This window comes from Sphingopyxis sp. QXT-31, from assembly GCF_001984035.1.
Taxonomy (GTDB): domain Bacteria; phylum Pseudomonadota; class Alphaproteobacteria; order Sphingomonadales; family Sphingomonadaceae; genus Sphingopyxis.
Window position 1 is genome coordinate 155,540 of record NZ_CP019449.1, and the last position, 20,876, is coordinate 176,415.

A 20,876-nucleotide genomic window follows, 5' to 3' on the forward strand; every position below is an offset into this window, starting at 1 on the left:
ATGATTGCTCCTTAAGCGGGGGGAGAGGTTGGAACAAAGGCCGCGCCCTTTCGGGGTTGCGCGACCGACTCGGTATGTTTACAGTGACAACATGATGGCGAACAAAGATAACAGTGTCAACATAAAAAGCGACGGCGCGAAGGCGGCGGGCGCCTATCATCATGGTGACCTGCGCGCGGCGGTGATCGCTGCGGGGCTCGAACGGCTGGCGAAGGGCGACGGTGCCGAACTGGGCCTGCGCGCGCTGGCGCGCGACGTCGGGGTCAGCGCAACCGCACTTTACCGCCATTTTCCCGACAAGGAGGCGCTGCTCGACGCGCTCGCCGACGAAGGGCTGCGTCGGCTCGGCGCGCTGCAGGCGCAGGCTTGGCTGAAGGCGGGCGGCGGGGTCGCGGGGTTCAAGGCCACCGGCCTGACCTATGTCCGCTTCGCACACGACGAGTCAGCGTTGTTCCGCCTGAGTTTTACGCGCCAGATGGTCGAGCGCAAGGAAGAGAGCGACGGCGGCGAGGTCGCATACAATCTGCTGCGCGCCGGGGTCGGCGAGGCGCTGCCAGGCGTGAAAGATCCCGATGTGGCCGCGCTGCACGCGTGGGCGCTGGTCCACGGGCTTGCGATGCTGGTGCTCGACCGGCGGATCGACTGGGACGAGGCGATGGTTGAGAAGGTCGTCGGGCTGACCTTCGGCGGGCTCGCCTGACCGCGCCCGTTGATCTGGCGCGAGCGGTCGGTTCGCCGCAAGCCGGGAAATCTTAGCGCTTTATTTGCCATTTCGCGCGAGAATTGCGGACATGAAGCGGTCGCTACCCCCCACGGTCGAGACGCTGTTCTGGTCACTTTTGACGGCGCTGGGCTATTTCCTGCTCGCCAGCCTGTCCCTGTACGCGACCAAAGGCGCCGACAATATCGCCGCGGTGTGGCCGCCCAGCGGCTATTTCCTTGCGCTTTTGCTGCTGATGGCGCCGCGCGCGCGCTTGGCCTCGTTCGCCGGAATGATCGTCGCCAGCACCGCCGCGAACATGCTGAGCGGTGCACCCGCACTGCTGTCCGCGGCCTTCACCACCGCGAATACCGCCGAGGGCGCGGTCGCGCTGTGGCTGATCAACAGCCGCGAAAAGGGCGTGTTGTCGTTCATGGCGACGCGCTCGGTCGGCAATTTCTGCGTCGGCGCGATCGCGGGGAGCTTTGCCAGCGCCGGGCTCGCGACCTTGCTGACCGGCGGCGATTTCGAATTCTTCCGCTCGTGGCTGACCACCGTCGCGCTCGGCATGCTGATCGTCACCCCGCCGGTGGTGATGCTCGCGCGCCTGGCTGAATCGGGCCTGCTGCGCCACACGAACCGGTCGACGATCGTCGAATCGGTCGTGATGATGACGATCGCGGCGGGGGTGACGGCGATCTGCTTCTCGCAGGCCGAATATCCGGTGACCTTCATTCCCTGCGTCGCGGTGGTCGCGGCCTCGTATCGCCTCGGTCCGTTCGGCGCGGCGGGCAGCGTGTTCATCGTCACGATCATCGCTTCGCTGATGACCAGCCAGGGGCTCGGCCCGATCGCGCATATGGACAAGTCGCCGACGACAATCGTGCTCTTCCTGCAATTTTATCTGCTGACCCTGCTCGGCACCGCGCTGCCGCTCGCCGCGCTCCTCGTCGGGCGCCAGCGGCTCGCCAAACGGCTCGAGCAGAGCAACCGCTGGCTGCTCCAGGCCGAGGCGGCGGCACTCGTCGGCCACTGGCGCGTCGACCTCATCCGCTGGACGATCCAATGGTCGGACCAGGCCTATCGCATCCACGGGATCGAGCCGGGCACCGTGATGACGGTGCAGAGCAGCCTCGACCTCTATATGCCCGAAGATGCGACGCGCATGCGCAAGGTCCTCGAGCAGGCCGCCCTCACCGGCGCGCCGTTCGAATTTCAGGGTCGGATCATCCGCCCCGACGACGAGGTGCGCGACATTTCGTCGCACGGCTCGATCGAGTTAAGCCGCAGCGGCAAGCCGGTGGGAATCTTCGGCACGATCCAGGATGTCACCGAAACCGTCGAAAATGCGCGGATGCTGGAGGATGCGCGGAGCGTCGCCGAGGCGGCCGCGAACACCGACGCGCTGACCGGGCTGCCCAACCGCCGCCACACGCTCGCCTTCCTCGAACGCGCCTTGGTCGGCGCGCGCGAGAATGGCGCGCCGCTGGCGGTCGCGATCTTCGACATCGACCATTTCAAACGCATCAACGACGTCCACGGGCACAGCGTCGGCGACGAGGTGATCCGCCGCGTCGGGCACCGCGCCAAGGCGGTGCTGCGCGAAGAGGATATGGTCGGGCGCTTCGGCGGCGAGGAGTTCGTGTGCATCCTGCAGCGATCGAGCGCGCAGGCCGCCGAACTGGTCGCCGAACGCATCCGCCAGGCGATCGAGGGCGGCGGCCGCTCGACCGATAATGTCCCGCCCGCGACGGTCAGCATCGGCGTCGCGGTCTATGCCGACGAGGCGGGGGTCGAGGAACTGCTCCAGCGCGCCGACGAGGCGCTGTACGTCGCCAAGCGCGAGGGGCGGAACCGGCTGCGGATGGCAGCGTAAGACCGCTTTCGGGCGTTAGCTGACGTTCGCAGGGTTATGCTCTCTCCCCTTGAGGGGAGAGATACGCAGGCTTGGCAGCTTGCTGCCTAGCCGGAGTTGAGAGGGGTTTCCGACCGCCAGCGTCCAAGCACCCCTCTCCAAGCTTCGCTAGCTCCTGACGGAGCAAGCTGCGCTATCCTCTCCCCTCAAGGGGAGAGGGCTAAACGGCCGCTCCCCACCCCCAAGCCGACGCTACCGCACCTCGCGCTCCACCAGCAATTCGGTCGCCGGCTTCCGCCGCAGCGCGACGATCAGCACGCCGATCATCGCCAGCGCGCCGCCGATGCCCATGCGCAGGTCGAACGGATCGTGCGTGATCAGCACGCCGAGCCCGATCGTCCCGAGCGGCGTCATCAGCGTCAGCGGCGCGAGCAGATTGGCCTCGTAGCGCTGGATCAGGTGGTAATAGACCGAATGCGCGCCGACCGAGACGACCAGCGCGGTGAACAGGACGGCGGCCGCAAAGGGCCAGCCTGCCGCCGCCGCGGCCGTCCATTGCCCCGTCTCGACCGTCGCCGAGGCGAGGCCGAGCGCGACCACCGAGACAAAACCGACCCACGCCTGGAAGCGGAACGGAGTGACGTCGTCGACCTGCTTCATCAGCACCGCACCGGCCGCACCCGCAAAGGCCGAAGCCGCGACCAGCCACAATCCGTGCGACAGCGCAAAGCCCGGCCGCCACGTCACGATCAGCACGCCGATCAGCGTCAGCGCGATGCCGATGCCGCGTCGCCAGTGGATGCGCTCGCCGAGCATCAGCACCGACAGCAGCATCGTGAAGGGCACGCCGAGTTGCAGCACGATCGCCGCGGCGGAGGGCGAGGTGGTTTGCAGCCCCATGAAAAGCAACGCAAAACTGCCGCCGCCGAGGCAGAGCGCGATCGCGACGATGCGCCACGCCGGGCGCGGCATCGGCAGCAGCCAGGGCAGCATCACCACCGCGACCACCGCGAAGCGCATGGTGACATAGAAGAGCGGCGGAATCGCCCAGTTGCTGACGATGATCTTGCTCAGCACATTGTTGAAGGCCCAGATCAGGCACACGGCAACAAGAAGCAGGAAATCGCGGACGCGCACAATCTTCCCCGGTTGCGGACGGAGGAGGCGCCCGCGTCGCGAAGGGCGTTAGCAGATGGGGCGGTTGAGGGAAGCGGCTGTGCCGACTATTGGCGAAATTACCCGAAATCGTCCGCAGAGCCGCCCCGGAGGCGATCCTGCAAACCGAGTTGACACTGTTAATTTGTCTCGGACCCGGCTTTTTCGGGCTCACTCGACCCCGAAGCGCGTGGTCAGCTGCAGCCCGATGACCCGCGGCTCGCCGGCGTAGATCGTGTTGAACCCCAGGCTGTTGTCGAACTGCACCGCCGACACCGCATAGCGCTTGCCCGTGAGGTTGGTCGCGAAGACCGCGATCTCGCTGCCGATGCTGTCGATGGTCAGCGCCGCGCGCGCGCCGAGCAGGCCGTAGGCGGGCTGGTTCAGGCTGTCGCGGTAGATCGCCGAGCCCACCAACTGCGTCTTGCTGCGCCACGTCCAGTCGATGCTGAGCCGCAGGCTGCCGAAATCGAGCGGCGCGGCGTAAGTCGCGCCGAGGCGATAGCTGTATTTGGGGAACTGGAAGGGCTCGCCCGAGCGGTCGCCTGTGACGTCGGTGAAGTCGAGATATTTGGCGTCGTTCACGCCGACGCTGCCCGACAAGGTCAGCCCCTCGAGCGGGATCGCAGTGACTTCGAGTTCGCCGCCGCGGATGCGCGCGCGCGCGGCGTTGGTGACCAGACTGACGATCGCGCCGCCGGGCGCCGCCTGGACGATGGTGCGCTGGATGTCCTTGTAATTGGCCTGGAAGATCGCGGCATTGATGCGCAGCCGCCGATCCAGCAGGTCGAGCTTGGTGCCGACTTCATAGTCGGTGACGGTTTCGGGGGCGAAGGCCGCGAAGCTGTCGGCGGTGCCGGTGCCGCGCAGGTTCTGGCCGCCACCCTTGAAGCTGCGCGCGGTGCGGGCATAGAAGAGCAGGCCGGTGCGCGGCGTCCAGTCGACGCTCGCGAGATAGGAGTAGTCGGAGAAGCCGTCCTTGAAACGCGCCTGGCACGTGCCGCCGAGCCGCAGCGCGGGCGGGATGTTGCACACCGCACCGCCGGGGGTCGAGCGGTTGAACGAGCGCAGTTCCTTGCTCTCCTCGGTCCAGCGCAGGCCGCCGGTGAAGCGGAGCGTGTCCGTCAGGTCATAGTTGAACTGGCCGAACACCGCCCAGCTGCTGTTCTTGACGAAACCGTCGGTGAAATTGGGGTTCGCCGGGTTGATGGTGCCGAGCGCGGTGGCGCGCGAGGTGTCGCGGCCGGTTTCCTCGTTGAAATAGGCGCCGACGATCCAGTCGAGTCGCGTCCCGTCGCCCGCGAACTGGAATTCCTGGCTGAGGTTCTTCGCACGGCTCGCGAGGCTCGCTTCGAGCAGCGTGTAGGGCGATGAGTCGAGGTCGACGTCGAGCGAGCGCTTCAGCCAGCGCGCCGCCGAGATCGAGCGGAAGGACAAGGTTGGCGTCAACTCGACCGCCAGGTTCGAGCTGACGCCATAGGTGCGCGCATAGGTGCCTTGCAGGCCCGTCGCGTCATTGTCGTAAAAGCCGCGCCGGTCGATCAGGCTGGCGAACAGCGCCTGTGCCTGCGCCAGTGCGGCGCCGATCGCCGCGCCGTTGGCGACGGGATCGGCGAGCAGCGCGGGGTTGAGGATGCCTTGGCTGATCGCGATGTCGATCAGCGCGGGGGCGGGGTTGGGGGTGCCCGGCGCGGGGCTGGGGAAGGGGCTGACGAAGGCGAGCTTACTGACCGGCGCATCGCCCTTGGTGCGGGTGTAATCGGCCGAGATCGCCCAGTTGACGTTCTCGGTCTCGAACAATGTGTTGGCGCGAAAGGCGATCTGCTCGCGCCCCCCGATCCCGTCGCCGAGCCCGTTGACCCCGAGCGAACCATTGTCGAGCCAGCGGCCCATCAGCCGCACGCCCAGCTTGTCGGTCATCAGCGGCAGGTTGAGCACCGCGCCGACGTCGTAGCGGTCGTGTGTCGCGCCGCTCGCCTGGACATAACCGCCGAAGCCGCTCAAATCGGGCTGGCGCGTGGTGATGTTGATCGCGCCGCCGGTGGTGTTCTTGCCGAACAACGTGCCCTGCGGCCCGCGCAGCACCTCGACGCGCTCGGTGTCGAACAGCGCGGTCTCGAGGTTCGACGAACGGATATAGTTCACGCCGTCAACATAGACGCCGATGGGGGATTCGATCGTCAGGATCGAATCCTGCTGCGACTGGCCGCGGATAGTGAGCAGCACGCCGGTGGGGTCGGCGCTGGAGGTCTGGACAAAGAAATTCGGGGTCTGCTTCGCGATGTCGGCGATGCCCTCGACATTGGCGTCGCTGAGTTGCTGCGAACCGAAAGCGGTGATCGCCACGGGGATGGTCTGCGCGGCCTCGCTGGTGCGGCGCGCGGTGACGACGATGTCCTCGATACCGCCCTGCGCCGCTTCGGTCTCGGCGGGGGCAGGGGCCTCCTGCGCCAGCGCTCCGGTGGTGATCGTCAGGCTGGCACCCGCCAGCAGCCAGGACAGTCGGCGTGCTTTCATTTCTCTCTCCCTCCGCCCCGCGCCACCGGCTTGTGCCGGTCTGTAATCCACGAGACAATGTCGCCCACTTATCACACTAAGTGAGACAAGCGCAAGCATTTGCCTCAAAGGGTGCGATATGTTAGCCGCATCGTCTCATGAAGGAGGCGAAGATCGCGACAATCGGCTCAATTGCGCGGCCCGCGGGGCAGGATGCGGCGAAGTCGGCGGTGCTCGACGCGACGATCGAAGTCGTCACGCGCGTTGGCTTTCACGACACCACGATCGATCATGTGGTGCGCGAATCGGGGGTGTCGCGCGCGACGCTCTATCGCTGGTTCGGCAATCGCGACGGGCTGATGCTCGCGCTGCTCCAGCATATGTCGGGCCCCTATCTGGAGCGCTGCGCGCAGATTGCGGTCGGGCTGGGGCCGATCGAGGACCGGCTGGAACAGGTGATCGCGGGCGGGGTCGAGAGCATCTGCAACACACCCTGGATCCACAAGGTCGCGAAGGACGGGCTGCTCCACGACGATTTCTCGATCTTCCTCGCCGCGCACCGGTCGATCACCGGGGCGGTGGTCGCCCAGATGCTGGGCGGCGCGATGGCGTCGGGCGCGTGGACGCCGCCCGACGACCTCGACCGGCTGACCGAATGGCTGCTCCACCAGATGCTCGTGCTCGGCGGCGAGGATTATGACGATTCCGCCGAGATCCGGCGCCGCGTCGCCATTTATGTGATGCCGGTGCTCGACCTGCCCGGTGCGCGGCGCGGGGAGGGCGATCTCGCCGCGCGCCTCGACCGCATCGAACGCAAAATCGACGGGCTCGGCGGCTTCGCCTGACCGCTCAACCGTCGGCGCTTGCCCGCGCGATGGCTTCGATCTCGATCCGGAAACCGAAATGGAGCGGCCCCGTGGGCACCACGCTCCGCGCCGGCCGCGCCGCGCCGAAGAAGGCGCCATAGACCGTATCGAGATCGTCCCAGTCGGCGATGTCGCTGAGATAGACGGTCGTCTTGACCACCTGATCGAGCCCGGCGCCCGCCTGGTCGAGCACGGCCTTCAGATTTTGCAACGTCTGCTCGGCCTGCTCCCGGAACGACGCTGCCGCCAGCGACGTATCGCGGCCGGGGCGCAACGGCAACTGCCCCGACACGAAGATCAGCCCGCCGCCGCGCGCAAAAGGCGAATAATGCGGTCCGCCGCTGTTGCCGGTCATGTCGTCCTTCTCCGGACCTAGCGCCCGATCGCCGCGAGCATCGCCTCGATGCTGGTGAATTTCTCGCGCGGGTTGCCGTCGAGCGCGGCGGCGACTTCGGCCGCCTCGATCTTGCGCCAGTCGCGGAAAGTCACGGGCACGATGCCCCGGGTCGCGAGCAGGCTGTCGAGCCCCGCGCGCCCCGCCTTGCCGGCGCCGCGTCCGATATCGGCGAGCAGCATCTCGGCGATGCGCGCGCCATCGGGCTTGTTGGTGCCGATCGTCCCCGACGGCCCGCGCCGCGCCCAGCCGACCGCGTATAGCCCGGGCAGGATGCGCCCCTCGTCGCTCGCGAAACGCCCGCGGCCATGCTCGTAGGGCACGCCCGGGATCGGTGGGGTCTGGTATCCGATGCAGCTGATCACCAGCCCGGCATCGACCGCATAGGTCTCGCCCGTACCGTGGCTCCTGAGCTCGCTGTCGAGCGTGGTGCGCTCGACGATCACGCGCTGGACCCGCCCGTCGCCCTCGATCGCGATGGGCATCGCGAAGAAGTCGAAATCGATCGTCACCGGCTTGGCGACGGGATTGGCGGCAAAGCTGCGGAGGTGCGTCACCGACTTGCGCATGCCCGGTTCGAGCATCGCATCGTCGCCCGCGTCGGGCAGGTCGGCGGGGTCGACGCGCGGGCTCGCGCGCTCGAGATGGCCAAGTTCGCCGAGCTCCTTGGGCGTCATCGCGATTTGGTGCGGGCCGCGGCGACCGAGGATGTGGATCTCGCGCACCGCGCTTTGTGCCAGCGCGTCGCGCGCGTGCGCGACGATGTCGCTGCCCGCGAACTCGGCGGGGGTCTTCGCCAGGATGCGCGCGACGTCGAGCGCGACATTGCCGTTGCCGATCACCACCACGCCCGCGCTGTCGAGCGGCGGACCCAGCCGCGCGAAATCGGGATGGCCGTTGTACCAGCCGACGAAGGCGGCGCTGCCGATCACCCCTGCGCGGTCGGCGCCGGGAATCGCGAGCGGCCGGTCGTTGGGCGCGCCCGTCGCGAGCACGACCGCGTCGTACAGCTCGACCAGCTCGTCGATCGTCACGTCGGTGCCGACCGAGACATGGCCGACGAAGCGGACGTTATCGGTGAGCGCGACGCCCTCATAGCGGCGCGACACCGCCTTGATCGACTGGTGGTCGGGGGCGACGCCGGTGCGGATCAGGCCATAGGGGACGGGCAGGCGGTCGATGACGTCGACGGCGATATCCTCGGCCTTTTGCAATGTTTCGGCGGTGTAATAGCCCGCGGGACCCGACCCGACGATCGCGACATGACGCATTCAGCCCACTCCTTCGGGATGTCCGCGCGGGGCGCGGCCCCCTGTCTGTTATGGCGGCGATGCTAGCGGCGAAAACCGGCAGGGCAAGGGGAAGCGACCGCCGCGCCGCAGCAGCCTTGACAGCGCGCCCGGGGAATCATAATGCGCCCGCCTCATTGCCCCGTCGTCTAATGGTAAGACTACGGATTCTGATTCCGTCTATTGAGGTTCGAATCCTCACGGGGCATCCATTTCCTGACATTGCGACCTTCCCACGGCCCCCTCCGTTTGCGACCGGTCGTGCCTTTCGTGCGAGTTGTCGCGGAACTCTTGTCAATTAATATGGTTGAGTTATTAGTGGCGCATGTCGGGACGTTACGATTCGACCGATCCATCCGTCATTCGGCAAGAGAGGATCGCACCATGGCCACCCAGCCCCAGACCCCCGATATCTTCGAACAGGCCCGCACGCTGGGCATCGCCATTTCGCCCTCGACCCCGACGCTGGGTGCCGAGATTTCGGGGCTCGATCTCGACCGCGCGCTGACCGATGCCGAGGCCGAGCTGCTGCGCGCGGCCTGGTTGCGCTTCAAGGTGATCTTCTTTCGCGATCAGGACATCAGCCACGAAAGCCATTTCCGCTTGGGTGAGCTGTTCGGCGAGCTCGAGGGCCATCCCGTGATCCCGCATGTCGAAGGCTATCCCGAGATATTGCGCATCGAGGGGGTCGAGGGGGTGCAGCTGACCGCCGAGACGCTCGCGCCGTTCCAGGCGTATAACAAGTGGCACACCGACGTGACCTTCCGGCAGAGGCCGTCGATCGCCTCGATCCTGCGCGCGCGCGTGCTGCCGCCGCTCGGCGGCGACACGATGTGGGCCGACACCGCCGCGGCTTATGCGGGGCTGCCGCAGCCGGTGAAGGATCGCATCGAGGGGCTCGAGGCCGAGCATGATATCGTGCGCAGCTTCGGCGGCCGCGTGTCGGAAGAGAAACGCGCCCAGCTCGCGCGCGACTTCCGGCCGGTGCGCCACCCCGTGGTCCGCACCCACCCCGAAACGGGCGAGAAGATCCTCTACGTCAACTACACCTTCACCAGCCGCATCGTCGATATCCCGGAAGAGGAGAGCGACAGCCTGCTCCGCCTGCTGTTCGACCGGATCAAGGTGCCCGAATATCAAGTGCGTTTCCGCTGGACCCCCAATGCGATCGGCATCTGGGACAATCGCTCGACCCAGCATTATGCCGTCGGCGACTATTGGCCCGAATATCGCGCGCTCGAACGGGTGACCGTGTCGGGCGATGTGGTGACGCGGTGAAGTTCGACGGCACCATGTTGCAGGGTCCGCGCCCGCGCTTTCGCACCGCCACGCGCGTCGCCATCGTCGGCGCGGGCTTTTCGGGCACCTTGCTCGCGATCAACCTGCTCGAACAGGAGGATGTCGAGGTCTTGCTGATCGAGCGCGACCGGCGACGCATGGGCGCCGGGGTCGCGTACAGCAGCTTCGACCAGGGCCATTTGCTCAACGTCCGCGCCGGAAACATGAGCGCCTTTCCCGATCGCCCCGGCCATTTCTGCGACTGGCTCGCCGCGCGCGGGCTTGGCTGCGACAAGGCGTTCGTCAGCCGCGCGACCTATGGCCAATATCTGCGCGAAACGCTGGCACAGGCGATGGAGAAATATGGCCGCCGCCTGCAACTGATCGACGACGAGGTGCTCGATATCGAGGAGCGCGGCGGCAAGGTCACGCTCGGGCTCGTCAACGGCGGGCTGGTCGAGGCGGACAAGGCGGTGCTCGCGATCGGCAATCTGCCGCCGCACGACCATCCCGCGATCGCCGGGGCGGGGCTGACCCCCTGGCGCTATGTCGGCGACCCTTGGGTCAGCCCGCTCGCCGAGGGGCTGCGGAAACATCAGACGGTGCTCGTCGTCGGCACCGGGCTCACCGCGATCGACGTCATCCTGCGCCTGACTGCGAACGGCTTCGACGGCAAGATCGTGGCAATGTCGCGCCGCGGCCTCCGCCCGCACCGCCATGTCGACGGGCTCGCGCCGGTGCGCCCGGTGCTGGCCAAGCCCGCGCCCGAGCTGTCCGAACTGGTGCGTTGGGCGCGCGAGGAAGCGAAGGCGGGCGACTGGCGGCTCGCGGTCGATTCGGTGCGCCCGATCACCCAGATGATGTGGGCCTCGGCCGATGCCGACAAGCGTGCGCGCTTCCTGCGCCACCTGCGCCCCTTCTGGGACGTTCACCGCCACCGCCTCGCGCCGGAGGTTGCCGACCGCATCGACGGCCTGATCCGCAGCCGTCAGCTCGTCTTTCGCGCGGGCAAGATCGACGATGTCGTCAGCGAGCCCGACAGCGTCGCGGTCCACTGGCGCCCGCGCGGCGAGGCGCGGTCGCAGCGGCTCGACGTCGCGCGGATCGTCAACTGCACCGGGCCGCAGGGCGACCTGCTCCGCGCGACCGACCCGCTCGTCCGCCGCCTGCTCAAACAGGGGCTGATCCGCCCCGACGCGCTGCGCCTCGGGCTCGACATTGACCGCGACGGCCATGTGATGAACCGCGAGGGGCGCCCCGCCGAACATATCCTCGCGATCGGGCCGATGACGCGCGGCGACCTGTGGGAGGTCGTCGCGGTCCCCGACATCCGCACCCAGGTCAGCGCCCTCGCGCGGCGGCTGGTCAATGCGCATTGGACGGGCGGCGAGGGGCTGTAGCCACCCTCTGGACTTTTCTGGGCGGTCTATTATATACCGACCGTTATGGAACAGGATGTCATCTCCGCCCCAGCCGCGGCCCCCAAGGGCCGCCCGCGCGAATTCTGCGTCGACCAGGCGCTCGCCGAGGCGCTGCACGTCTTCTGGGCAAAGGGCTATGACGGCGCGTCGATGACCGACCTGACCGAGGCGATGGGCATCACCAAACCCAGCCTCTACGCCGCCTTCGGCAACAAGGAAGCCTTGTTCCACAAGGCGTTGGACTTGTACGAGCGGGAAAAGCTCGAATATGGCCGCGCCGCGCTCGAACAGCCGACCGCGCGCAAGGTCGCCGAATATTATCTGCGCGGGGCGATTGAAATCCATGGCGGCACCAGCGACCCCAAGGGGTGCATGGGGCTGATCTCGTCGCTCGCGTGCAGCCCCGAGGCCGAGTCGATCAAGGCCGACGTCGTGCGCCGCCGCGCCTCGTCGCAGCGCCTGCTCGTCGAGCGCTTCGAGCGCGCCAAGGCCGAGGGCGACATCCCCGCGCATGTCGATGCCGAGGGGCTGACCAGCGTGCTCTACGCCTTGCTCCAGGGCATCACCGTCCAGGCCGGGGCCGGGGCCACTCATGCGGAGCTCGAGCGGCTGGTCGACACCAGCATGACATTGTGGCCCAGCCCCTGAAAGCTGAGCTGAACGCCCGATTAAAAATATTTCGTACCGGGCGGTATATAACTATTGACCGGCGCTGATGCAGGTTATATATACCGAACAGTACAGAAGGTGGCTGGACGGTTCGACCGGCTGCGAGGACGCGAAGGGAACGCCGATGCGCATACGGACATGTAGAACCGCCTAGGGACCACCCGGGCAAAATACTGCAAATTTTCGCGACAGGCGACGGACCCCGTTTTCATGCGGCGGACGAACCCTTTCGCTCATCCAGAATCTCCCCTCGCCGGGCGCAAGCGTCCCGGGGCCTGAGCCCCCTTGTGCCCGGCACCCCCATCCAAGGAGGAACCGCCATGGCCTATCTTGCCGTCAACGAAGCGCTCGACTTCGCGCCCATCCCTTCTCGGGCCTCGCTCTCCCGGGTCGCCGCCCTTGCCCCCGTGGCGGCCCCCGCGGCGCCGAAAGCCAAACCCGCTGGCTTTTCGGCGCTCGAATGGTCGGTCGTAATGCTCGCGCGTCACGACCGGCCATCATCGCTCCGCGAACCCGGCCGCGTCGGCAAGCTGCTCGGCGCGATCTTCGGCGACAGCTACAACCGCCGCCTCGCCGACCCGCGGCTCGAAGCGCTGCGCCGCATGGCGGTGCTGACCTGGCACCATGGCTATGCCGTGACCTCGGGCCAGATCGGCGATTTCCTCGCCGCCGGCTTTACCACCGACCATTATGACCTGCTCGGCCGCCGCGTCGCCGAAGTGCTCAGCAGCCGCCTCTTCCGAAAGTAAGACCCATGAACATGCTCTCCCCCTTCGACCGCGCGAAAGCGCGGGAAGTCGAACTCGCCCCCGGAACCGCCACGCCTGCCAAGACCCCGAGCCGCTGGCGTCGCCGGGCGCTGATCGGCCTGCCGATCGCGCTCGTCGTCGCGGGCGGCTATGTGCTCTCGACGCGCGACAATGCCGCGGTCGCCGCGCCGCCGCTGCCGGTCGTCACCGTCGCCGCGCCGCTGGTGCGCGAGATCACCGAATGGGACGATTATGTCGGCCGCTTCGAGGCGAGCCGCGCGGTCGAGGTGCGCCCGCGCGTCTCGGGCCAGCTCGTCGGCGTGCATTTCACCGACGGCCAGATCGTCCGCAAGGGGCAATTGCTCTTCACGATCGACGCGCGTCCGTTCAACGCCGCGCTCGCCGAGGCGCGCGCCGACGCCGCGAGCGCGCGCAGCGACCTCGAACTCGCGCGCGTCAACCTCGCGCGCGCCAACCGGCTGATCGCCGACGAAGCGGTGTCGCAGAGCGACCTCGACCAGCTCAATGCCCGCGTCCGCGCCGCCTCGGCGGCGCTCGCGGCGGCCGACGCCCGCGTCCGCTCGCGCTCGCTCGACGTCGAATTCACCCAGGTGCGCGCGCCGATCGGCGGCCGCATCTCCGACCGCCGCGTCGACTCGGGCAACCTCGTCGCGGCGGGCGAGGGGGCAGGCGGCAGCCTGCTGACGACGATCAACGCGCTCGACCCGATCTATTTCAACTTCGACAGCTCGGAGGCCTTGTTCCTGAAGGCGCAGCGCGAGCGCCAGGCCGGCGGCGCCGCGGCGCAGCAGGTCGAGATCCGCCTGCAGGACGAAAGCGACTATCGCTGGAAGGGCCGCGTCGATTTCTCCGACAATGCGATCAACGCCAATTCGGGCACGCTGCGCGTCCGCGCGGTGATCGACAATCCCGGCAATTTCCTGACCCCCGGCATGTTCGGCAATATGCGCCTCGCGCAGGGCGGCACGGTGTCGGCGCTGCTCGTCCCCGACGCCGCGGTGCGCACCGACCAGGCGCGCAAGCAGCTGTTCGTCGTCGGCAAGGACGGCACGGTCGCCGCGCGCCCGGTCGAGACCGGTCCGCTCGTCGCCGGTCTCCGCGTCATCCGCTCGGGGCTGAAAGCCGGCGACCGAGTGGTCGTCCAGGGCATCCAGTTCGCCCAGCCGGGCGCCAAGGTGACCGCCAAGCCAACGACCATCCAGCCCAAGGCCGCGCCCGCCGCGCCGGTGGGGGCGAGCCAGCCGCCCGCCGCGTCGCAGGCGACGCTCACGCCCTAATCCGCGACCCGCGCCGGAGTCCTCTCCGGCGCGGCCTCGCCCACTCCGATCAAACCATCTTGCCGGCCCCCACCCGGGCCGAGGAGGCTCGCCATGCGTCTCAGCCATTTCTTCATTCGCCGCCCGATCTTCGCGGGCGTGATCGCGATCATCATCACGATCGTCGGCGCCTTCGCCTATTTCGGGCTGCCGGTGTCGCAATTCCCCGCGGTGGTCCCGCCGACGGTGACGGTCAGCGCCAATTACCCCGGCGCCTCGGCCGAGACCGTCGCCGACACCGTCGCCGCGCCGATCGAGCAGCAGATCAACGGCGTCGACAATATGCTCTACCAGTCGTCGCAATCGACCGGCGACGGGCGGGTGACGATCACCGTCACCTTCAAGCTCGGCACCGACCTCGATACCGCGCAGGTGCTCGTGCAGAACCGCGTCGCGCTTGCCGAACCAAGCCTGCCCGAGGAAGTGCGGCGGCAGGGCGTCGTCGTGCGCAAGACCTCGCCCTCGTGGCTGATGGCGGTCAACGTCCTCTCGCCCGACGGCTCGCTCGATCGCAGCTATGTCTCCAACTATGCGCTGACCCAGCTCAAGGACCGCTTGACCCGCGTCGACGGCATCGGCGACGTCCAGGTCTTCGGCGCGCGCGACTATGCGATGCGCGTGTGGATCGACCCCGGCCGCGCTGCCGCGCTCAATCTCACCGCGGGCGACATCGTCACCGCGCTGCGCGAACAGAATGTCCAGGTCGCCGCCGGTACCGTCGGCCAGCCGCCCTTCGACACCGGCGCCGCGCACCAGCTCAGCGTCGAAACGCAGGGCCGTTTCAAGACCGCGGGCGAATTCGCGAACATCATCGTGCGCACCGCGCCCGACGGCGCGATCACGCGGCTGAGCGACGTCGCGCGCGTCGAACTGGGGGCCGAGGATTATGGCGTCAACGCCTATCTCTCGGGCCAGGATTCGATCATCATGGGTATCACCCAGCGCCCGGGCACCAACGCGCTCGCCGCCGCCGAGGGGATCAAGGCGCAGCTCGCCGAGGCGTCGAAGAGCTTCCCCAAGGGCCTCGAATACAAGATCATCTGGAACCCGACCGAATTCATCAGCGAATCGATGGCGGCGGTGCAGGCGACCCTGATCGAGGCGATGCTGCTCGTCGTCCTCGTGATCCTCGTCTTCCTGCAGAGCTGGCGCGCCGCGATCATCCCGATCATCGCCATTCCCGTGTCGCTGATCGGCACCTTCGCGGTGCTCGCCGCGCTCGGTTACTCGCTCAACACGCTGTCGATGTTCGGGCTGGTGCTCGCGATCGGCATCGTCGTCGACGACGCGATCGTTGTGGTCGAGAATGTCGAGCGCAATATGGAGCACGGCCTGTCCCCACGCGAAGCCGCGCACACCTCGATGGACGAGGTGTCGGGCGCGCTCGTCGCGATCGTGCTCGTGCTCTGCGCGGTGTTCGTGCCGACGACCTTCCTCACCGGCATCACCGGCGAATTCTACCGTCAGTTTGCGGTGACGATCGCCACCGCCACCGTGATCTCGCTCATCCTCTCGCTCACCCTGTCGCCCGCGCTCGCCGCGATGCTCCTCCGCCCGCGCGCCATCGAGGCGCCCGCGTCGGGATGGCGCCGCTACGCCTGGCAGGCGGGCGACAAGTTCAACCGCAGCTTCGACCGGCTGAGCGACTGGTACGCCGATACGGCGCGGCGCATCGTCGCCGCGCCGCGCAAGGCGCTCGCTACCTATGGCGGGCTGATCGCCGCGACCGCCGCGATCTTCTGGGCCACCCCCGCGGGCTTCGTCCCCGCGCAGGACCAGGGCTATGCGCTCGCCGCGGTCCAGCTCCCCCCGGGCAGCTCGATCCAGCAGACCGACGCGGTGCTCAAGAAGGTGGTGAAGAAGCTGCTCGAGGTGCCCGGCACCGAGGCGGCGGTGATGTTCGCGGGCTTCGACGGCGCCTCGGGCACCCAGGCGTCGAACGCCGGCGCCGCCTATGTCACCTTCAAGCCCTTCGCCGAGCGCGCGGGCACCGACCGCACCGAGGCGAATATCGAGAATGACATGCGCGCGGCGCTCGCCGACGTGAACGACGCCTTCGTCTTCGTCATCCCGCCGCCGGTCATCCAGGGCATCGGCAACGGCGGCGGTTACCGCATGATCGTGCAGGACCGCAGCGACGCCGGTTATCAGGCGCTCGAACAGGCGGGCGGCCAGCTGATCGGCGCCGCGCACCAGCAGCGCCAGCTCGCCAACGTCTTCACCCTCTACAACACCGCGACGCCGCGCGTATATGCCGACATCGACCGCGCCAAGTCCGACATGCTCGGGGTGCCGCCGGCGCGCGTGTTCGAGGCGCTGCAGGTCTATCTCGGCTCGGCCTATGTCAACGACTTCAACCTGCTCGGGCGCACCTTCCGCGTCACCGCGCAGGCCGATGCAGCGGCGCGCGACGATCCGGCGGACATCGCGCAGCTGAAGACGCGCTCGAACAGTGGCGAGATGGTGCCACTCGGCGCGGTCGCGACCTTCAGCGACCGGACCGGCCCCTATCGCGTCACCCGCTACAACCTCTTCCCCGCGGTCGAGGTCGATGGCGAGACCGCGCCGGGCTATTCGACCGGCCAGGCTATTTCGGTGATGGACAAGGTTGCCGAGGATCTGCCCGCGGGCTTCGCGGCCGAATGGACCGACCTCGCCTTCCAGCAGAAGGCGGCGGGCAATGTCGCCGCGCTGATCTTCGCGCTGTCGGTGGTGTTCGTCTTCCTCGTCCTCGCCGCGCAGTTCGAAAGCCTGACGCTGCCGCTCGCGATCATCCTGATCGTGCCGATGACCCTGCTCGCCGCGATGGCGGGGGTGAACGTCAGGGGTCTCGATAACAATATCCTGACCCAGATCGGCCTCATCGTGCTCATCGCGCTCGCCGCGAAAAATGCGATCCTGATCGTCGAATTCGCCAAGCAGGCCGAGGAACGCGGCGCGAGCATCGTCGAGGCGGCGGTGGCGGCGGCACGGGCGCGGCTTCGCCCGATCCTGATGACCAGCTTCGCCTTCATCCTCGGCGTCGCGCCGCTCGTCTGGGCTTCGGGCCCGGGCTACGAGCTGCGCCAGGCGCTCGGCACCGCGGTCTTCTACGGAATGATCGGGGTCACCTTCTTCGGGCTCGTCTACACGCCCAGCTTCTATGTCGTCTGCCGCACGCTCGGCGACCGCCTCGCCGCTCGCCGCGGCCGCGGTAGCGCCGCCGATCCCGTGCTGCAGCCCGCCGAATAAGGAGAAAGCCCATGCGCAATTTTCTCATCGCCACCGTGTCCGCGTTCACGCTCGCAGCGTGCGCGGTCGGGCCGGACTTCGCCACACCCTCCTCCCCCGTGACGGCGTCCGGCCCCTTCCTCTCGACGAAAGCCGGGGTCACCACCGCCGCGCCCGCCGACGCCAATTGGTGGCGGCTCTATGACGACCCGGTGCTCGACGGGCTCGTCGCCGACGCGCTCGCCGCCAACACCGACGTCCGCGTCGCGGTGGCGCGCATCGCCAAGGCGCGCGCCGCCCTGCGCGAAGTCCGCGGCGACCGGCTACCGAGCACCAACCTCAGCGCCGGCGCCAACTACGGCCGCGTCAGCGAAGGGCAGGTGCCCGCGGGCGCCGACCGCGAGGGGTGGCAGGTCGATGCCGGGCTCACCGTCGGTTACGAGGTCGACCTCTTCGGCCGCGTCGGCCGCGGGGTCGAGGCCGCGCGCGGCGACCTCGCCGCCGCCGAGGCCGATGCCGATGCGGTGCGCGTGACGATCGTCGCCGAAACCGCGCGCGCCTATGCCGATGCGGCTTCGTCGGCCGAACGGCTCGCGGTCGCCGAGAAGATCGTCGCGCTGCTCGACCAGTCGGTGAAGCTCACCGCGCGCCGCGCCGAGGTCGGGCTGACCACCCGCCTCGACACCGCGCGCGTCGCGGCTTTGCGCAACCAGCGTGCCGCCGACATCCCCGCGATCGCCGCCGAGCGCGACGCCGCGCTCTTCCGCCTCGCGACGCTCACCGGGCGCACCCCCGCCGACCTGCCGCCGATCGCCGCCGCGCGCACCACGACCTTGCGCCTCGACCAGCCGATCCCGGTCGGCGACGGCGCCGCCCTTCTCGCACGCCGCCCCGACGTCGCCGCCGCCGAGCGCCGCCTCGCCGCCGCGACCGCGCGCATCGGTGTCGCGACCGCCGACCTCTATCCGAAGGTCACGCTCGGCGCCTCGGTCGGTCAGACCAGCAGCGGCCTCGGCGACCTGTTCGGCGGCGGCCCGCTGCGCTGGCTGCTCGGCCCGCTGATCAGCTGGAACTTCCTCAACCAGGAAGCGACGCGCGCGCGCATCGAGGGGGCCGAGGCCGATACCCAGGCCGCGCTCGCGACCTTCGACGGCACCGTGCTCCGCGCGCTCGAGGAGACCGAGACTGCGCTCTCGGGCTACGCCCACATGCTCGACCGGCGCACCGCGCTGCAATCGGCGCGCGACGAAGCGCAGGTCGCGGTCCGCATCACCCGCGCCCAGCAGCGCGAAGGCGCGATCGACGGCCTCGCCGCGCTCGACGCCGAGCGCACCTTCGCCGAAGCCGAGGGCGCGCTGGCGCTGGCCGACGCCCGCATCGCCGACGCGCAGGTCGACCTGTTCCGCGCGCTGGGCGGGCGGTGGGATAGCTGAAAAAGCCCTCCCCTTCAGGGGAGGGCAACGAGACTTGGCAGCTTGCTGCCTAGTCGCAGCGGGTGGGGGCCAGCGGCGTTACGCTACGCTGCGGACCCCCACCCCAACCCCACCCCTGAAGGGGAGGGGCTTCTAAAAAAATTTGCGCCCCGCATCCAAACCTCATCCCCGCACCGTCTACTCCCTGACCGGCCCATACCGCCGGTCCTTGCGGCGGCCTCGATGCGGGCCGTCGGCGGGCAGCCGCTCTCCCCGGGGCGCCCCGCCAGACCGGCCTTGCCCGCGGCCGCCGCCTGTGGTTTCACCATGCCCCCGGGGCATGCAGGGAGGGTAAACTATGTTCCAGATTTTGGCCGCAACGCAGGCCGCCGCCACTGCCGCCGCCCCGCCGGCCGCCGCGCCCGCCGCCGCGGTCGCCGTCCCGGTCACCGTGCCCGCGCAGGCGATGCCTGCACAGGTGATCAGCCCCGCCGACGTCGCCGCCTATATCGACCCGCGCGATATCGCGGCCTATCTGCCGGCGCCGCCGCCGACCACCGAATTCGTTGCGGTCAGCGACAGCTTCTTCCGTCTGATGGAAAACATCACGATGGTGGCGCTGTTCGTCGTCGGCTTTTTCCTCGTCTCGCGGCTGATCCACGCGTGGATGATGCACCGCTCGATCCGCCGCGCGCTCGAGGCGAAATCGGACGCGGTCGCCCCGCTGATCGAAAAGCTCAACAAGCCCTATGAACATCTCGGCCCGTGGAAGGCCAGCAGCAGCACCGCGAACACCGCCAGCAACGAGGACCGCAACGGGCTCGTGCTGCTCGCGATCGGCCTCGCCATGGCGGGTTTCGGGCTGATCCAGGGCGACGGACAGACGATCCGCGAGGCCGGCGGCGCCGCGCTCTTCCCCGCCTTCGTCGGCATCGCGCTGCTGGTCCGCCGCCGCCTCGCGCGCGCGGCCGCCGCCGAGGACCGCGCTGCGGACCTCGGATGAAAGCGTGGCCGATGAGGATTTTGCCCTCAACCAGCGCGTTGCCGGGGGAGATCGCGCCGCTTTCCAGCTCCTCGTGCTTCGGCACGAGGGGCGTCTGCGCGCCTTCCTTGCGCGCGCCGCGGGCAGCGAGGCCGACGGCGACGACCTGGCGCAGGAGGCCTTCGTGCGCGCCTGGCGCCGCGCGGGCGATTATCGCGGGCAGGGAAGCTATGCCGCCTGGGTCATGGGGATCGGCTGGCGCCTCTTCCTCGACCAGCGCCGCACCGCGAAACGCCGCGAAGGTCTGGCCGCGCAGGACGAGGATGCCGTCACCAGCAGCAACCCGCACGGCGCGATCGACGCCGCGATCGACGCCGACCGCCTCCTTGCTGGACTGTCGGCAAATGAACGCGCCGCCCTCACCCTCTGCTTCGGCCATGGCTGGTCGCACGGCGAGGCCGCCGAGATCATGGGCGTGCCGCTCGGCACGCTCAAATCTTTGGTCTTGCGCGGCCGCGCCAAGGCGCAGAGACTGATCGAGGAAGGAGCCGCGGCATGACCGGACCCGACGACAGCGCGATGGACGCGATGCTGAGCGCGATGCTGGCGCCGCCGACGCGCGCCGGCGACCGCGCCTTCGCGGTGCAGGTCGACCGGGCGATCGACGCGCAGGCGGCCTACGCCCGCGCGCGATCGCGCTTCTGGTCCAGCTTCGCCTTCGAGGCGCTCGCCGTCGCGGCTTTGCTCGCGGGGCTGTGGCTCCTCTCGGGCACGCCGTTGCTCGCGCCGCTCGCCGGCCCCGCGCAATGGGGCTTCGCGCCGCCGCTGCTGCTCGTGCTGCTGCTGTGGTTCGGCGGCACGCAAAGGCTGCGCAGCGCCTGATCCGCCCAAAAGGAAGCCCGCCGGTTTCCCGGCGGGCTTCAAACGAACAGGATGGTCCCGGCGGGGCCATCCTGTCCTTGGGTCGCCCCCATGAAATGACCGATTTGACCGCGGCCCGCGCTACCCATATGGGTAGCAGGCGAAGTTTTTTGTCGCCCGCGATTACATATTGATCAGGCGC

At 68.6% G+C, this 20,876-nt stretch carries 17 protein-coding genes and 1 tRNA gene; 14 read left to right on the forward strand and 4 right to left on the reverse strand.

The features are described from left to right. Positions 1-91 precede the first annotated feature (91 nt). Together BWQ93_RS00790 and BWQ93_RS00795 are read left to right on the forward strand one after the other, a co-directional pair. Positions 92-700 carry a TetR/AcrR family transcriptional regulator gene (locus BWQ93_RS00790; RefSeq protein ID WP_083720463.1) on the forward strand — a complete coding sequence of 203 codons (609 nt, stop codon included), beginning with the start codon at positions 92-94 and terminating at the stop codon, positions 698-700. 91 nt (positions 701-791) lie between these two features. After that, positions 792-2,576: a sensor domain-containing diguanylate cyclase gene (locus tag BWQ93_RS00795; RefSeq protein WP_077028857.1), complete on the forward strand. Its 1,785-nt coding sequence runs from the start codon at positions 792-794 to the stop codon at positions 2,574-2,576. A gap of 231 nt (positions 2,577-2,807) precedes the next feature. Here the strand turns inward: BWQ93_RS00795 and BWQ93_RS00800 are convergent, their stop codons facing one another. Next, positions 2,808-3,692 carry a DMT family transporter gene (locus BWQ93_RS00800; protein ID WP_077028858.1) on the reverse strand — a complete coding sequence of 295 codons (885 nt, stop codon included), beginning with the start codon at positions 3,690-3,692 and terminating at the stop codon, positions 2,808-2,810. Between the two features lie 189 nt (positions 3,693-3,881). Beyond that, positions 3,882-6,227, reverse strand: a complete 2,346-nt coding sequence (locus BWQ93_RS00805; protein ID WP_077028859.1) for a TonB-dependent receptor — start codon at positions 6,225-6,227, stop codon at positions 3,882-3,884. Between the two features lie 137 nt (positions 6,228-6,364). Here BWQ93_RS00805 and BWQ93_RS00810 point away from each other — a divergent pair, with 137 nt between their 5' ends. Continuing rightward, positions 6,365-7,051, forward strand: coding sequence for a TetR/AcrR family transcriptional regulator (locus BWQ93_RS00810; RefSeq protein ID WP_077028860.1), 687 nt, complete (start codon positions 6,365-6,367; stop codon positions 7,049-7,051). Between the two features lie 4 nt (positions 7,052-7,055). Here BWQ93_RS00810 and BWQ93_RS00815 read toward each other — a convergent pair whose 3' ends face one another. Together BWQ93_RS00815 and BWQ93_RS00820 are read right to left on the reverse strand one after the other, a co-directional pair. After that, positions 7,056-7,427, reverse strand: a complete 372-nt coding sequence (locus BWQ93_RS00815; RefSeq protein ID WP_077028861.1) for a RidA family protein — start codon at positions 7,425-7,427, stop codon at positions 7,056-7,058. Between the two features lie 17 nt (positions 7,428-7,444). Beyond that, on the reverse strand, positions 7,445-8,737 hold the full coding sequence (locus BWQ93_RS00820) for an FAD-dependent oxidoreductase (RefSeq protein WP_077028862.1): 1,293 nt from the start codon (positions 8,735-8,737) through the stop codon (positions 7,445-7,447). Between the two features lie 156 nt (positions 8,738-8,893). On the opposite strand from BWQ93_RS00820, the gene BWQ93_RS00825 reads away from it, so the two are divergent. The 11 genes from BWQ93_RS00825 (at position 8,894) to BWQ93_RS00875 (ending at position 20,695) form a co-directional block, all read left to right on the forward strand. Further along, positions 8,894-8,967 (forward strand) — tRNA-Gln (locus tag BWQ93_RS00825). Positions 8,968-9,139: 172 nt separating this feature from the next. After that, positions 9,140-10,033 carry a TauD/TfdA dioxygenase family protein gene (locus tag BWQ93_RS00830; protein ID WP_077028863.1) on the forward strand — a complete coding sequence of 298 codons (894 nt, stop codon included), beginning with the start codon at positions 9,140-9,142 and terminating at the stop codon, positions 10,031-10,033. Beyond that, a complete protein-coding gene (locus BWQ93_RS00835; protein WP_232314695.1) occupies positions 10,030-11,433 on the forward strand; it encodes an FAD/NAD(P)-binding protein in 1,404 nt (467 codons plus the stop codon). Before BWQ93_RS00830 ends, BWQ93_RS00835 begins: the two co-directional genes overlap by 4 nt. Before the next feature lie 45 nt (positions 11,434-11,478). Beyond that, positions 11,479-12,102, forward strand: a complete 624-nt coding sequence (locus BWQ93_RS00840) for a TetR/AcrR family transcriptional regulator (RefSeq protein ID WP_077028864.1) — start codon at positions 11,479-11,481, stop codon at positions 12,100-12,102. A gap of 341 nt (positions 12,103-12,443) precedes the next feature. Further along, positions 12,444-12,872, forward strand: coding sequence for a hypothetical protein (locus BWQ93_RS00845; RefSeq protein WP_077028865.1), 429 nt, complete (start codon positions 12,444-12,446; stop codon positions 12,870-12,872). A 5-nt stretch (positions 12,873-12,877) separates the two neighbouring features. After that, complete coding sequence (locus BWQ93_RS00850) at positions 12,878-14,170, forward strand: efflux RND transporter periplasmic adaptor subunit (RefSeq protein WP_077028866.1); 1,293 nt, start codon at positions 12,878-12,880, stop codon at positions 14,168-14,170. A gap of 93 nt (positions 14,171-14,263) precedes the next feature. Further along, positions 14,264-17,440 carry an efflux RND transporter permease subunit gene (locus tag BWQ93_RS00855; RefSeq protein ID WP_077028867.1) on the forward strand — a complete coding sequence of 1,059 codons (3,177 nt, stop codon included), beginning with the start codon at positions 14,264-14,266 and terminating at the stop codon, positions 17,438-17,440. 11 nt (positions 17,441-17,451) lie between these two features. Continuing rightward, complete coding sequence (locus tag BWQ93_RS00860; protein ID WP_077028868.1) at positions 17,452-18,852, forward strand: efflux transporter outer membrane subunit; 1,401 nt, start codon at positions 17,452-17,454, stop codon at positions 18,850-18,852. 337 nt (positions 18,853-19,189) lie between these two features. Next, entirely contained in the window at positions 19,190-19,834 is a 645-nt protein-coding gene (locus BWQ93_RS00865) for a hypothetical protein (RefSeq protein ID WP_077028869.1), read from the forward strand. A 4-nt stretch (positions 19,835-19,838) separates the two neighbouring features. Then, complete coding sequence (locus tag BWQ93_RS00870) at positions 19,839-20,372, forward strand: RNA polymerase sigma factor (protein WP_198040443.1); 534 nt, start codon at positions 19,839-19,841, stop codon at positions 20,370-20,372. Then, a complete protein-coding gene (locus BWQ93_RS00875) occupies positions 20,369-20,695 on the forward strand; it encodes a hypothetical protein (protein ID WP_077028871.1) in 327 nt (108 codons plus the stop codon). Before BWQ93_RS00870 ends, BWQ93_RS00875 begins: the two co-directional genes overlap by 4 nt. Positions 20,696-20,876 lie beyond the last annotated feature (181 nt).